Annotated in this window: 10 protein-coding genes; 5 read left to right on the forward strand and 5 right to left on the reverse strand. The window is 72.5% G+C overall.

The annotated features are described in order from the left end of the window. Window positions 1–10: 10 nt before the first annotated feature. The 3 genes from Sspor_RS15270 to Sspor_RS15280 all read right to left on the reverse strand — a co-directional run bounded on the left by Sspor_RS15270 (window position 11) and on the right by Sspor_RS15280 (window position 5110). A complete protein-coding gene (locus Sspor_RS15270) occupies window positions 11–1252 on the reverse strand; it encodes a L,D-transpeptidase (protein ID WP_202199637.1) in 1242 nt (413 codons plus the stop codon). Between the two features lie 182 nt (window positions 1253–1434). Further along, window positions 1435–3750 carry a choice-of-anchor A family protein gene (locus tag Sspor_RS15275; RefSeq protein WP_202199638.1) on the reverse strand — a complete coding sequence of 772 codons (2316 nt, stop codon included), beginning with the start codon at window positions 3748–3750 and terminating at the stop codon, window positions 1435–1437. Between the two features lie 139 nt (window positions 3751–3889). Beyond that, window positions 3890–5110, reverse strand: a complete 1221-nt coding sequence (locus tag Sspor_RS15280; protein WP_202203670.1) for a L,D-transpeptidase — start codon at window positions 5108–5110, stop codon at window positions 3890–3892. A gap of 182 nt (window positions 5111–5292) precedes the next feature. Between Sspor_RS15280 and glgX the strand changes: the two genes are divergently transcribed. Then, a complete protein-coding gene (glgX, locus tag Sspor_RS15285; RefSeq protein ID WP_202199639.1) occupies window positions 5293–7602 on the forward strand; it encodes a glycogen debranching protein GlgX in 2310 nt (769 codons plus the stop codon). A gap of 116 nt (window positions 7603–7718) precedes the next feature. Further along, on the forward strand, window positions 7719–8441 hold the full coding sequence (locus tag Sspor_RS15290; RefSeq protein WP_202199640.1) for a CDP-alcohol phosphatidyltransferase family protein: 723 nt from the start codon (window positions 7719–7721) through the stop codon (window positions 8439–8441). Here Sspor_RS15290 and Sspor_RS15295 read toward each other — a convergent pair. After that, entirely contained in the window at window positions 8422–8910 is a 489-nt protein-coding gene (locus Sspor_RS15295; protein ID WP_202199641.1) for an FAD synthase family protein, read from the reverse strand. The two genes, Sspor_RS15290 and Sspor_RS15295, sit on opposite strands and share 20 nt — an antisense overlap. A gap of 165 nt (window positions 8911–9075) precedes the next feature. Here Sspor_RS15295 and Sspor_RS15300 point away from each other — a divergent pair, with 165 nt between their 5' ends. From Sspor_RS15300 to Sspor_RS15310, 3 genes are read left to right on the forward strand one after another with little or no spacing between them, the layout of a single operon-like run. After that, window positions 9076–10287 (forward strand): glycosyltransferase, encoded by a 1212-nt coding sequence (locus Sspor_RS15300; RefSeq protein ID WP_202203671.1) that lies wholly within the window; start codon window positions 9076–9078, stop codon window positions 10285–10287. After that, window positions 10284–12047, forward strand: coding sequence for a lipopolysaccharide biosynthesis protein (locus Sspor_RS15305; RefSeq protein WP_202199642.1), 1764 nt, complete (start codon window positions 10284–10286; stop codon window positions 12045–12047). The genes Sspor_RS15300 and Sspor_RS15305 overlap by 4 nt, the downstream gene beginning before the upstream one ends. Further along, window positions 12044–13276 (forward strand): MATE family efflux transporter, encoded by a 1233-nt coding sequence (locus Sspor_RS15310; RefSeq protein WP_202199643.1) that lies wholly within the window; start codon window positions 12044–12046, stop codon window positions 13274–13276. The genes Sspor_RS15305 and Sspor_RS15310 overlap by 4 nt, the downstream gene beginning before the upstream one ends. 47 nt (window positions 13277–13323) lie before the next feature. Here Sspor_RS15310 and Sspor_RS15315 read toward each other — a convergent pair whose 3' ends face one another. Then, window positions 13324–14772, reverse strand: coding sequence for a hypothetical protein (locus tag Sspor_RS15315; RefSeq protein ID WP_202203672.1), 1449 nt, complete (start codon window positions 14770–14772; stop codon window positions 13324–13326). Window positions 14773–14808 lie beyond the last annotated feature (36 nt).

Below are 14808 nucleotides of genomic sequence, written 5' to 3' on the forward strand. Positions count from 1 at the left end.
CGGGACGGATCTACTTGATCCACTCCGCCCAGTCCATGTTCCAGCCGTTGAGGCCGTTGTCCGGGGCGATCTGCTTGTCCTTCGAGTTCTTCACGACGACCACGTCACCGATCAGCGACTCGTCGAAGAACCAGGCCGCGGGCTGCTTGGAGTCACCCGCGCCGCGGACGTCCTTGAGCCCGACGCAGCCGTGGCTGACGTTCGTCGAGCCGAAGGTGTCCGAGGAGGCCCAGTAGTTGCCGTGCACGAAGGTGCCCGACTGCGACAGGCGCATGGCGTGCGGGACGTCGGAGATGTCGTACTCGCCGCCGAAGCCGACGGTCGCGCCGTTCATCCGCGTGACCTTGTACTTCTCGCTGATGACCATCTGGCCGTTGTAGGTCGTGGTCGACGGGGCGCCCGCGGTGATCGGGACGTCCTTGAGGACCTGGCCGTCGCGGACGACCTGCATCGTGTGGGCGGCCGCGTCGACCGTCGAGACCTGCGAGCGGCCGATGGTGAAGGTGACCGTACGGGTCTGCTTGCCGTAGACGCCGGGGCGGCCCTCGACCCCGTCGAGGGCGAGCTTCACGGTGACCTTGGTGCCCGCGGCCCAGTAGTTCTCGGGACGGAAGTCGAGGCGGTCGTTGCCGAACCAGTGGCCCTCGACCGGGACGGCCGGCTCGGCCGTGACCGTGATGGCCTTCTCGACGGCCTCGGGGTTGGTGATCCCCCGGGAGAAGTTGATCGAGACCGGCATGCCCACGCCGACGGTGGCGCCGTCCTCCGGCGTGTAGTGGCCCACGAAGGTGTTCGTCGGGGTCAGGGTGGTGAAGGTGGTGTCCTTGGCGGACTCCCGGCCGGCCTCGTCCTTGGCGACCGCGTGCACCTTATACTCGGTGGCCGAGGCCAGGTGGCGGGCCGGCTCCCAGCTCGCGCCGTCGTCGGCGATCTTGCCCTCGACCGCGTTGCCCTTGGTGTCCGCCACGGTCACCGTGCTGAGCTTGCCGCCGGTGCTCGCTATCTTCAGGACGCCGCTGGTGGCGACCTCCTTGGCCCCGTCGTCGGGCTTGACGCTGACGACCGCCTTGGAGGCCTCAGTCCCGGTCTTGCCGCCACCCCCGGCGTTGTCCCCACCGCTGCCGCTGCTGTTACCGCCGCCACCGCCACCGCACGCGGTGGTGAACAGCAGGGCCGCCCCCAGCAGCAGGGCCGGCAGACCGGTGCGGGCGCGGCCGCGTATCGGCTGCAGGTTCACTCGTGTTCTCCCCATGTCCCCCGCGCGCGGACTGTCGCGCGCTTGTTGACAGGTAATCACACGGAGGGATCACGATGAGCCACGGTCTTGTCACCGTTCCGTCCCAACTGCCCGGAGAAGTGCCGCGGCGGCCGCCCCCCGTGACCGGGGCGCTGTAGGCGATCAGGCCAAACCCGAGGGGGCGGCCGCCGAGGGGGTCAGGCCCGGGGGCCCTTGGAGTGCTTCGGGTGCTTGGCGTGCTTCGGGGGCTGGGCGTGCTGGGGGTGCCTGCCCTTCCCGTGGTCGCCCTTCGGGTGCTTCGGGTGCTTGTCCTTGCCGTGGTCGGCCTTGGGGTGCTTCGGGTGCTTGGGGTGCTTGTCCTTCCCGTGGTCACCCTTCCCGTGGTCGCCCTTGCCGTGGTCGCCCTTGCCGTGGTCCTTGCCGTGGTCGACCGGCTTGTTCCGCACCGTGACCACGATGCGCTGGTCCGGGGTGCCCACGTCGAGGCTCAGCGGGCCGGTGACCCGGTCTGCGGGCAGGACGTAACCCGCGGGGACCGCCGTCTCGACGAGGTAGTACCAGCCCTCGGGGAGCGGGCCGAAGTCGCAGACGCCGGTCCGGTCGGTGGTGCAGCCCGGGGCGACCCGGCGGTCGGCGTTGATGCCGCGCGTCTGCAGGCCAGGGGTGTTGTTGGTCTCCTGCCACACCTCGAAGACCGCGCCGGGCAGCGGCCGCTTCGTCCTGGCGTCCTGCTTCACCACCCGGATCGAGCCCTCGTACTCCGGGCTCACCGGGGTGTTCTCGACGTCGACGGAGAGGCCGTCCACCACATCGCCCCGGTCCAGGTCGAACCGGGTGACCGGGTCGGCCGGGGGCTCGTACCCGACAGGGGTGGCGGTCTCCCGCCAGTAGTACGTCTCCCCGACCGGCAGCTCCACCGTGCAGGTGCCCCGGGTGTCCGTCACGCAGGCCCCGTCGAGGCGGGTGTCGCCACCCGGGGTGCCGGTCTGGAGGCCGGTGGAGCCGTTGCTCTCCCGCCACAGCTCGAACCGCGCGCCCTCCAGCGGGCGGCCGGTGGCGCGGTCGGTCTTGCGCAGCACCACCCGGGCGGCGACCGGCGGTTCGGGGGTGCGCCGGTTGTCCGCCTCGTACCGGACCCCGGCCGAGGCGTTCCCGGCGGTCAGGGTCAGCTCGTGGACGGTTTCGTCGAGGTCGTAGCCGAGCGGCGCCCGGGTCTCGCGCCAGTAGTACGTACCGGGCTCGGTGGTCCGCTCGCAGACGCCGCTCGCCGGCGTGACGCACTCGGCGACCAGGGTGTCCGCCTGCGGACCTGTGTTCTGCAGTCCCGCGGTCCCGTTCGTCTCGCGCCACAGCTCGAACCGGGCGCCCTGCAGCGCCACGCCCGTGTCCGCGTCGCGCTTGAGGACCGAGACCGTGCCGGTCACCGGGGCGGGGTCGTCGCCGCACTCGGGCAGGTCGCCGTTGAAGGGGTAGGCGTGGAACTCCTGGCCACCGCCCCCGGCCGTGCTGCTGCCGTGGGTGACGGAGCCGGTGGTGAAGAAGCGCCCGTTGATGCCGGGCAGCGTGACGGTGGTCTCCGAGGACTGCTGCCCCATGAGGAAGCTGCCCTGGAACTGGCCGCCTCCGGTCAGGTTCACGGTGGTGGCGTCCGGGAAGTTCCACAGCAGCCGGTCGCGGTAGGCGTTGAGGGGGTCGGTGTCCGCGATGCTGCCGCTGTAGGTGTTGATCGTGCGGTCGGTGCCCAGGACGTTCACCAGCACGGTGGCCGTGTCCGGGATGCGGGCGAACCGGATGCCCTGCTGGCCGCCCCCGTTGCCGACGAGGTTCGCGTCGACGTTGAAGACCTGGAGCGCGGAGGTGCCGTCGCCGGTGAAGAGCGTCTGGTAGCCGTTGTTGACGGCCGTGCCGGTGGCCCGGCGCGGCTGCCCGCCGACCCGGGCGTAGCACTGGCTGGCGGCGCTGAGCCGGTCGCGCAGCCCCGCGTACGGGGCTGCGGCGGCGGGGTCCCGGACGAGGCGGCCCGACACCGTGCCCGTGAGGGAGCCGGCGTGGCGGACCACGCCGCCGTCGGCGAGCAGACGTTCGTCCTGCGCCACGGTGACCGAGCCGCCGGTGGTGAGGAAGTCCGCGCCGGGCGGCGGGGGGACCCGCGATCCGGCGCCGACGATGCCGACGTTGTAGCGGCTGTCCCCGCCCGCCTGCTTGTCCTGGTCGAAGTCACCGAGGACGACGAGCCGGCCCTCGGCCTCGGAGGCCCGGCCCCGGACGCGGAAGTCGCCGCCCGCGAAGACGTTGATGCCGTTGTCCCGGCCCTGCGGAACGCCGTCGGTGCCGATGGGCGGGTACGGGTCGGGGCAGTCTCCCGGGACGCAGGGCCCCAGCCCTCCGGGAAGCGGGGCTCTGGCGACCGCCGCCGGGCGGTCGCCACCGGGACCCTCCGCGAAGGCCGCCGGCGCGGCGGAGGCCAGTACGGCTCCGATCGCGAGCCCGAGGGTCCAGTTTCTGGCTGACATGACGCTCCGTCCGTTGCCTGCTGCCCTGGTGTGCCCTGACAGGCTGGAGGCAGGCTTCGGCCGGGCGGTGCGGGGACACTCGCCGCTACGGCATTTCGATCACAGTGATCACTCTCCCGGGCGGGGCCGCCGCCCGTGCTCAGGCGATGGCGGAGCCGGCGACCCAGTCCGCCCAGGACATGTTCCAGCCGCCCAGTCCGTTGTCCGGGGCGACCGTCTTGTCCTGCGAGTTGACGACCTCCACCACGTCCCCGACGAGGGTCCGGTCGAAGAACCAGCCGGCCGGGGTGTCGGAGCCGCCGCCCTTGTCGTCGCGCAGGCCCACGCATCCGTGGCTCTGGTTGGTGGTGCCGAAGGTGTCGGGGCTGGACCAGTAGTTGCCGTGCAGGAAGGTGCCGGAGGCGGTGAGGCGCATGGCGTGCGGGACGTCGGGGATGTCGTACTCGCCGCCGAAGCCGACGGTCTGGCCGTTCATGCGGGTCACGTCGAACATCTCCATCACCACCATCTTCCCGTTGTAGGTGGTGGTCTTGGGCGCCCCGGCGCTGATCGGCACGGTCGACACCAGCTGCCCGCCCCGGCGGACCTCCATGGTGTGCGCGGCCGCGTCCACGGTGGAGATCTGGGAGCGGCCGACGGTGAAGGTGATGGACTTGTCCTGGATGCCGTACGAGCCGGGCGCGCCCTCGATGTCGCGCAGGTCCATCTTCACGGTGACCTTGGTGCCGGGCTTCCAGTACTCCTTGGGCCGGAAGTCGAGCCGTTCCCGCCCGAACCAGTGGCCGACGACCTGCGCGCCCGGGTCGGAGGTGACGGAAATGGCCCGCTCCACTTCGGCGCGGCGCTCGATGGCACGGCTGAACCGGAAGGAGACGATCATCCCGGTGCCGACGGTCGAGCGGTTCTCGGGCTTGAAGTAGCCGATGAAGCGCTCCTCGGGAACGTAGGTGGTGAAGGTGGTGTGGCGGGCCTGGCGGCGGTCGTGCCCGTCGAGGGCGACCGCGTCCACGGTGTACTTGGCCGCGAGCGCGAGCCGCCCGGACGCGGGGTCGGGGCTCCAGCTGAGCCCGTCCTCGGCGATGGCACCGGGGACCTGTTCCTGCTGCGCGTCCTCCACCTTGGTGACGACGACCCGCTCCAGGCGGCCCTCGGGCACGGTGACCGACAGCCGGCCGTCCGCGGGCACCTCCTTCGCGTTGTCGTCGGGGGTGATGCGGATGGCCTCGTCCGGCGAGCGGGGTTTGCCGGGGAGCTGGATCTCGACCGGCGCCTTGCCGTCCTGGGTGCATCCGGCCAGGCCGCCCAGCAGGCCCGCCCATGCCGCCACGGCGGCCAAGCCCGCCCCTGCCCGCCTCGTCAGAAGTGTCACGATCCCTCCAACGACCGGGCGCTGCCGGGGAAACGTGAGCGCGGGCCACGTTCCGGGCAGAACTGTCCGGGCAGAACAGTGTGAAGGACCAGACGGGGGCGGGCCCAGGCCGGGACGCCGGGGCCGCACTCTCCCCTACCCCCGCCGGTACCGAGGAGCCGTGGAGGCGGGCAGTGTCGAGCGCAGCCGAGCAGGAGGCGGTGGAAGCCGTCAGCAATGCCGCGGAAGCGGTGCGGAGCGGCCGGGCCGCGCCCGTACCGCAGATCGACGGCCGACCGAAGGAGCGGCCTGACGGCCAGGTCAGGGGGCAGGTGTTACGGACACACGCGCGCCCGGGGGCGCCGGTGTGGCCGGGATCCTCGCATCCCCTGGGGGCCCGGTTCCATCACGGTCCGGACGGGACCGCGGGCACCAATTTCGCCCTGTGGGCGCAGGGCGCGGAGGCGGTGGAGGTCTGTCTGTTCGACGAGGCCGGCGCCGAGACCCGCTGCACCCTGACGGAGCACACCCACGAGATCTGGCACGGGTTCGTGCCGGGCGTACGCCCCGGGCAGCGGTACGGATTCCGGGTGCACGGCCGGTGGGATCCCTGGACGGGCGCCCGGTACAACCCGGCGAAGCTGCTCCTGGACCCGTACGCGCGGGCCGTGGACGGGGACTTCACGCTGCCCCCGGAGGTGTACGCGCACGTCCGGGACTGGCCGCAGCAGTACATCGCGGACACCGTGCGCGACGACCGGGACTCCGCGCCGTTCGTCCCCAAGGGCGTGGTCGTCCACGATGACGACGACTGGGCGGACGACGTCCGGCCGAAGACCCCGTGGGCCGATTCGGTGATCTACGAGCTGCACGTGCGCGGCTTCACGATGCGCCATCCGGGTATTCCCGAGGAACTGCGCGGCACCTACGCGGGGCTCGCGCACCCGGCGGCGATCGAGCACCTGACGAGCCTGGGCGTGACGGCGGTCGAGCTGCTGCCGGTGCACCAGTTCGCGCACGAGGACCACCTGCTGCGCCGGGGGCTGCGCAACTACTGGGGCTACAACTCGATCGGCTACTTCGCCCCGCACGCGGGGTACTCGGCGAGCGGTACGGCCGGGCAGCAGGTCGGCGAGTTCAAGCGGATGGTGCGGGCCCTGCACGCGGCCGGGATCGAGGTCATCCTCGACGTGGTCTACAACCACACGGCGGAGGCGGGCGAGCTGGGTCCCACCCTGTCGCTGCGCGGGATCGACAACCGGGGCTACTACCGGCTCCAGTCCGACCAGCGGCGGTACTCCGACTACACGGGCTGCGGGAACACCCTGCACGCGGGCCGCCCGCACGTGCTGCGGCTGATCACGGACTCGCTGCGCTACTGGGTCACCGAGATGGGGGTGGACGGCTTCCGCTTCGACCTGGCGGCGGCGCTGGCGCGGTCGATGCACGACGTGGACATGCTGTCGCCCTTCCTCGCGGTGATCGCCCAGGACCCGGTGCTGCGGCGGGTGAAACTGATCGCCGAGCCGTGGGACGTGGGCTCGGGCGGCTACCAGGTGGGGGCGTTCCCGCCGCTGTGGACGGAGTGGAACGACCGGTACCGGGACGCCGTGCGGGACTTCTGGCGGGGCGCGCTGCCCGACGTACGGGATCTCGGCTACCGGCTGTCGGGCTCCAGCGACCTGTACGCGTGGGGCGGGCGGAGGCCGTACGCCTCGGTGAACTTCGTGACCGCGCACGACGGCTTCACCCTGCGCGACCTGGTGTCGTACGAGCGCAAGCACAACGAGGGCAACGGGGAGGCGAACCGGGACGGGACCAACGACAACCGGTCGTGGAACTGCGGGGCGGAGGGCGAGAGCGACGATCCGCGGGTCGGCGTGCTGCGCCGCCGCCAGCTGCGCAACCTGCTCACCACGCTGCTGCTGTCCACGGGCGTGCCGATGCTGGTGGCCGGCGACGAGTTCGGGCGGACGCAGGGCGGCAACAACAACGCGTACTGCCAGGACAACGAGACGGGCTGGGTGGACTGGTCGCTGCTGGAGGATCCGGCCTGGCAGTCGCTCTTCGCGCTGGCCTCCCGGCTGATCGCGCTGCGCCACGCCCATCCGGTGCTGCGGCGGCGGGCGTTCTTCTCCGGGCGCTCGCAGGGTGCGGACGGGCTGCGGGACCTGGCCTGGTTCACTCCGGCGGGGGCGGAGATGACGGAGCGGGACTGGTATGCGCCGGCCGCCGCGCTGGGGATGTACCTGTCGGGGCGGGACATCCCGGGCCGTGACGAGCGCGGCCGCCAGGTGACGGACGACAGCTTCCTCGCGCTGCTGCACACCGGGGACCGGCCGTTGGCCTGGGTCCTGCCGGAGGCGCCCTGGGCGCAGGTGTACGAGGTCGTCCTGGACACCTCGCTGGAGGCCCAGTGCGACCCGCCCCGGACCCGGCACCGCGGCGGGCAGACCCTGACGGTCCCGGCGCGGTCGGTGCTGCTGCTGAGGGTGGTGAGCTGAGGGGCGGGCCGGCCTGGTCCGTGCCGCCGGTTCCGGACGTACCCGCACATCCGGAACCCGCCCGCCAGTTCGTACTGCGATGATGTGTTCGACATCGTCTCGGAGGGGGTCCCTGCATGGGCAGAGTCACGACCGCGCTGCAGGAACTGCGCGGGGCGCAGAAGTCGGCGAAGGGGGTGTCGCTCTACTCCCGGTTCGTCAACCGGCCGGCCGGGCGGTACCTGGCCGCCGGTTCGTACGCGCTGGGGCTCACCCCGAACCAGGTGACGCTGATCAGTGCCGCGTTCAGCTTCGCCGCCGTGGCGGCGGTCGCGCTGGCCGCCCCCTCGTGGGGGCTGGGCATCGCGGTGTGGGCGGCCCTCGCCGTCGGCTTCGCCTTCGACTCCGCCGACGGGCAGCTGGCCCGGCTGCGCGGCGGCGGCAGCGCGGCCGGCGAGTGGCTCGACCATGTCGTGGACGCGGCCAAGCTCACCGCCCTGCACTCGTGCGTGCTGATCGCCTTCTACCGCTTCCCCGAGGCGTACGGGACGGGCGCGGACGGCTGGCTGCTGGTGCCGCTGGGCTTCCAGTTCGCGGCGGTGGTGACCTTCTTCGGCGGCCTGCTGACCGAGAAGCTCAAGCCGAAGCCGGCCCCCGGCAGCCCGGCGGCCGTGCCGTCGACGGCGCGCGCGGTGGCCCTGCTGCCCGTGGACTACGGGGTGTTCTGCCTGGTGTTCCTGCTGCTCGGCGGCGGGAAGCTGTTCGTCTGGGCGTACGCGGGACTGGGCGTGGTCGCCGCGCTGTTCCTGCTGGCGTTCCTCGCGAAGTGGTTCCGGGAGCTCAGCGCCGTTCGCCGGTGACCTGGCCCGGCGCCGCCGCGGGCTCCGCCAGCGCGTCCAGGGCCCGGCGCAGCTGGGTGCTGGACGTGTGCACGGTGTAGGGGAAGTAGACGACGTCGACGCCGTGGGCGGCGAAGTCCTTCTCCAGCCGGTCGCCCTTGGGGGTGCCGCGCCAGTCGTCGCCCTTGAAGATGACGTCGAAGCGGACCTGCTTCCAGGTCTCCACCTTGTCGGGGACCGTCTCGACGAAGGCGGCGTCGACGTACTTCACGCTGCGGACGATCTCCAGCCGCTCGACGAGCGGGATCATCGGGCGGCGCCCCTTGGCGAGCTCGGCCATCTCGTCGGAGACCACTCCGGCGACCAGGTAGTCGCACTGACTCCGGGCGTGCCGGAGGATGTTGAGATGGCCGATGTGGAACAGGTCGTAGGCGCCGGGCGCATAGCCGACTCGATACGGCCTGCGCGCAGGCACAGCAAGGTCGGACATGTCGTGCTCCGTCATCATTTACCCCCAGCAGCCACACCCCCCGGTGTAGCGGATTAGCAGACAATAGCGCGCACGTTCCGCACCACGTTGGTGAACGAATAGGGTGACGTGCGCATCATCCAGGGGAAGAGGGGACGCACGGTGTCCAGATCCGGTCAGCGGCGCATGCTGCTGGTTTCCACCAATTACGCTCCGGAGCACGCGGGGATCGGCCCGTACGCGACCCAGATCGCGGAGCACTGGGCGGATCTCGGTCACGAGACCCATGTGCTGGCCGGCATGCCGCACTACCCGGCGTGGTCGCTCGAACCCGAGTACAAGGGGGCGTTCCAGCGCACGGAGCAGCGCGCGGGGGTCACCGTGCACCGGCGTGCGCACACCGTGCCGCCGCGCCAGACCGCCGTGAAGCGGGCCCTTTTCGAAGGATCGATTCTGCTGCACGGCGCCGTCGCCCCGCCCCGGATGCCCAAGCCGGACGCCGTCCTCGCCCAGATGCCCAGCCTGGCCGGCGGAGTGCTCGCCGCCCGGCTCGCGGCGCGGTGGAAGGTCCCGTACGTCCCGGTCGTCCAGGACCTGATGGGCGCCGCCGCCGCGCAGAGCGGGATCAGCGGCGGCGACAAGGCCGCCGCGATCGCCGGCCGCGCCGAGGCGTACGCCCTCAAGCGCGCCACCCTGGTCGGCGTCATCCACGAGACCTTCGTGGACCGGGTCGTCGGCATGGGCGTGGACCCGGACAAGATCCGTCTGGTCCCCAACTGGTCCCACGTGTCCGTGCCCACCAAGCCGCGCGGCGAGACCCGCCACCACCTCGGCTGGGCCCCGGGCGAGACCGTCGTCCTGCACTCCGGGAACATGGGCCTCAAGCAGGGCCTCGAAGTCCTCGTGGGCGCCGCCCGGCTGGATCCGAGTGTCCGGTTCGTCCTGATGGGCGACGGCAGCCAGCGGTCGGCTTTGGCCGACCTCGCGGCGGATGTGCCGAATCTGGACATCATCCCCCCTGCCGCTGACGGCGAGTTCCCGGATATCCTCGCGGCGGCGGACGTTCTGGCGGTCACGCAGCACGCCGCCGTGCTGGACATGAGCGTCCCGTCGAAGCTGACCTCGTACTTCCAGACCGGCCGGCCCGTCGTCGCCTCCGTGGCCGCGGAGGGCGGAACCGCCCAGGAAGTGGAACGCTCGGGCGCTGGGGTGCTCGTACCGCCGGAGGACCCCGAAGCCCTGCTGAAGGCCGTACGGGCCCTGGCCGAGGACCCGGAAGGCGCGGACGCACTGGGAGCGGCCGGACCCCGCCACGTGGCGGCCCATCTGAGCCGCGAAGCGGGCCTGGCCCGCATCGACGCACTGATAGACGAAGCACTTGGGGGACTCCGGCCGTGATCGAGACGAACCGCCCTGCAGCGGCACCGGCCGACGACGAACCCGATCTCCTCAGAGATCAGTTCCGGCAGCTCCTGCGCTACCGCAGGCTCATCGGCGCGGGCATCGGGATCGGTCTGCTGGGCGGCGTCTACCTCGGCATCTCCACGGCCGACACCTATGTCGCGACCGCCGACGTCGTCCTGCGGGCGCCCACCGACGACCCGTTCAACCCGAGCCTCGCCCCGGACAAGGCGATCAACATCGGCTCGGAGCGCCAGGTCGCGCTCAGCTCCTCCATAGCCAACGAGGCGGCGAAGAAGCTCGGCGTGTCCTCGTCCGGCTTCGCCGCCCTGCGCAGCGGTCTGCAGGTCACCAACCCGCCGCAGACCATGGTGCTGCGCTTCACCTACACGGCGTCCTCCCCCAAGGAGGCGGCCAAGCGCGCCAACGCGATGACCGAGGCGTACCTGCTCAAGCGGCAGGAGTCCCTCGACGCCACCCGCGACAAGATGGTCAAGGGCTACAAGGAGCAGCGCGACCCGGTCGCCAAGCAGCTCGACGAGCTCTCCAAGGAGATCGCCCGGATGCCGGCCGGTGCCGGGCGCGACGCGGCCAGCTCCTCCAAGACCGACCTGCAGAGCGAGGTCGGCGGCTACAACGGCAAGATCACCAAGCTCGAAGCCCTCGACATGACCCCGGGCCGCGTCACCAGCGCCGCGACCGCGCCCCCCGGAGCCGACGGCCCCGGCATCCTGATGTCGCTCGCGCTCGGAGCCGCCGTGGGTCTCGCGCTCGGCCTGCTGGCCGCCTGGGTCCGGCTCGTCTTCGACCCGGCGCCGCGCTCCGAGGGCGACGTGGCCCGGGCCCTGCGCGCGCCCGTACTCGGCTACCTGCCCCGGGACCGGACGGGCGGCGGACCGCTGCTCGCCGCCGGCGAGGCCGATCCCCGCCTCGCCGAGGAGTACCGCTCGGTGGCCTTCCGGCTCGCCTACGACTCCCGCTTCGCCGACCGGCGCCGCCTGCTCGTGGTCGCCCCGCGCGGCAGCAGCGAGACCGCCGCCGCCGTGGCCGTGAACCTCGCCGCCTCCTTCGCCGAGACCGGCAAGGACGTCCTGCTCATCGAGGCCGACCTGCGCACCCCGGTACTGGCCAGCCAGCTGCCGACGGACGCCGGCGGCCGGCCGCGCTGGAGCCAGACCCCGGGCAGCCCGACCCCGGGCGGACGCCACTCGGACACCGAATGGCCCGACGGACGCCAGCTCGTCGTGGACGCCGGGGAGTCCGGCTCCTTCGACCTGATCCCGGGCGAACGCGCCCGCAACGTCCCGCGCGCGCTGACCTCCGCCCGCGCCACCCGGCTGATCTCCGAGGCCGACTCCCCCAACTCCACGGTCGTCGTGCTCGCGCCGCCCGTGCTCTCCTACGCCGACGCCCTCGCCCTCGTCGACCGCGTCGACGGCGTCCTGGTCGTCGCCGACCCGCGCGCGGTGCACCGCAGCGACCTGTCCCGGATCCGCGAGCTGATCAGCGGCGCCGGCGGCACCGTGCTCGGCGCGGTGCTGCACGCACCGCTGCCCGGCGAGAAGCGCGGCCGCAAGGACAAGTCCGGCCCGGCCCCCACCGGCCCCGCCGGCGGCCCCGGGACCCAGGGCGGGGCCGGTCGGCCGGTTTCGCAGCCCCAGCCGATCCCGTACGAGAGGGCCGAGCCCGAACAGCACATCCCCGGTGACGGCACCGACACCGTCGCGCTGCGCACCGTCCGCATGGGCCGCAGATGAGCCGACGCGGCCTCGCCGCCGTCGCATCGGTCCTGGACCAGGCGGCGTCCAGCGCCACGAACATCCTGGTGCTGGTGCTGGCCGCCCGGCTCTCCTCGGCGTCCGGGTTCGCCGACTTCTCGATGGTGTACGTGACCTTCAGCGTGCTCCTCGGACTGAACATGGCCTACGTCGGCCAGAGCCTGGTGCTGGAGAAGGGCGAGCGGCTCGGCGCCGAGTGCCGCTCGGCCGTGGGCTTCACCGCCGCCGCGTCCGCCGCCGTGGGCGCGGTGCTGCTGCTGGGGGGCCTGGTACTCCCCGGGGCGACCGGGACCGCCTTCGCCGCGCTGGGCCTCGTCCTGCCGCTGGTGCTCCTCCAGGACGGCCTGCGGTACTGCTTCTCCGCGCTGCGCGCCCCCGAACGGGCTCTGGCCGCCGACGCGCTGCGGCTGGTGTGCGTGGTCGCGGCGCTGGCCCTGCAGCCCGAAGGGGCCTCGGCGGGTCGGCTGGTGCTCGCGTGGGGGCTCTCGGCGCTCCCGGCGCTGGGCGCGGGGCTGTGGCTGCTGCGGCCGTACGTCCGGGGCGCCCGGACGGACCTGCGGCCGTATCTGCGGCGCGGCCACCTCGGGCAGCGGTTCGTGGTCGAGTTCGCGGTGGGCAACGGCTCCAGCCAGCTCGCCGTCCTGGGCCTCGGCGTCTTCGCGACACCGCTGGCCGTCGGCGCGCTGCGGGGTGCGACCACGCTCTTCGGGCCGCTGAACGTGCTGTTCAACTCGGCGAACGCCTTCGGGCCGCCGGTGCTCGGGCGGCTCGGCGGCAAGCGGGCCACGGTCCGCGCGACGGCCGCGCTGGGACTCGTACTCGCCGCGGTCGGCGCGGGCTGGGCCACGGCCCTGTACCTGCTGCCGGACCGGCTGGGCCGGGAACTGCTCGGCGACACCTGGGCGGGGGCGTCCGCGCTGCTGCCGGCGACCGGGGCGCAGTACGCCGTGATGGGGCTGGGCACGTGCGCGCTGCTGACCCTGCGGGTGCTCGCGCCGAAGGCCACGCTGTCCTTGCAGGTCGTCTTCTCGCTGCTGTCCGTGGGGCTGTTGCTCGGCGGATACGCGGTGTGGGGGGTGGCGGGCGCCGCGTGGGGCCTGGCGGCCGGCTCGGCCCTCAAGGCCCTGGCCGCCTGGTGGCGTGTCAGCCGCCTGCCGGCTGCCGGTGCCCGGCTGGACAGCGAGCCCGTGCCCGCCTCCGCGGCCTGACCCGCTCGCGCGCAGCGACGAGCCCGGCCGGGCCGAAACGTGCCGTGTCAGCGGAGGGTGGTGGACTTGTCCGAGCGGTGGGTCGCGACCAGCGCGAGGCAGAGGGCCGCGATCGCCACACGACCCGACGCCTGCAGCAACGGCCCGCGCAGCAGGATGAACGAGTAGCCCGCGACCAGCGGGACCACCACCGAGATCAGGCTGCCCGGCGGCGACCTCCGCGTGGCGCGCTTCGCGTAGCGCCGGTCGACGCGGGCGGCGGCGTACCCCATGCCCAGCATCCCCGCGCCCATCCCCAGCGGCCCGAAGTCGAGCCACAGCTCCGCCCAGATCGGGGAGGAGAGGTTGGTGTTGACCGTGCCCATCCACTGGCCGACCATCACGCCGGTGTCCCTCGGCTTGCCCTCCCACACCGAGCGGGGCACCGCGAAGAAGATCGACCCGGCCAGCTGGCGTCCGTAGAAGTGCCCGGGGCCAGATTCCGAGAAGGTGATGGTGTTCGCGAACATGCCGATCTGGTCGTAGTCCTTGAGCGCCATCGGCTCCAGGAAGGACGTGGTCTCGACCGGCCGGTAGTTCTTCTCGTCGTACCGGAAGCGGTCCGCGAAGGGGAAGATCAGCAGGGCGACGACCACCGCCATCGACAGCGCCACCCGGTACATCGCCGCGCTCACCGGGAAGACGGTGAAGAGCAGCGCGAACATGACCGTCAGGAACCAGTACCGCGGGTTCGAGATCGGGTTGTTGACGATCAGGTTGAGGCAGGCCAGCGCCCCCCACGTGACGATGATCGACACCTTGCGGCGGGCGAACTTCGAGGTGATCAGCCAGCGCGTGTAGAGCAGCAGCGCGAGCAGCGCCGGTACGGTGCCGAAGCCGCGCAGCAGGGCCTGGCCCGCCTGTCCGTCGCCGTTGGAGACGCCCGCCTCCTCGATGCCGGCGATGATCTCCTGGCGGCTGGAGAAGAAGACCGCCGGGCCGCCGAGCTTCATGATGAAGGCGGCACTGCACAGGAACGACAGGCCCGTCAGCAGCTGGAGCCGGCGCCGGTGCGCCATGACGGGCCTCGACTCCTTCTGGGAGCCGCCCGCGCGCCCGGCCGGGCGGTGCCGGGCCAGCAGTACGCCGACGTCGAAGGCCGTGCAGCCGAGCAGGACCAGCCCGATGGCGATGGTCAGGTCGGAGCGCGGGCCGACGACCGGTGTCGGGACCTGGCCGAGGACGGCCTGCGCGAGCGGGGCCACGCCCATGGCCATGTAGACGAAGAGCCAGAAGGAGCCCTGGAGCAGCTTGCGGCGGCTGGTGAGCACCATCGCGGAGAGCCGCGCGCCCGCGTACATGGTGAGCAGGAGCTGGAGCCAGAAGGCCGCGTCGCGGGCGCCCGCGCCCGTCTGGGCGGCGACGAACAGCGGGAGGAAGACGGTGAATCCGAGCGCGAGCGGTACGGACAGCGCGCGGGAGAGCAGGGTGCGCGGGAGGGTCTCCCGGCCCCACATGCTCTCGTCCTCGAAGGGGGACGGGACGACGGGCCT

The organism is Streptomyces spororaveus, assembly GCF_016755875.1.
Lineage (GTDB): Bacteria > Actinomycetota > Actinomycetes > Streptomycetales > Streptomycetaceae > Streptomyces > Streptomyces spororaveus.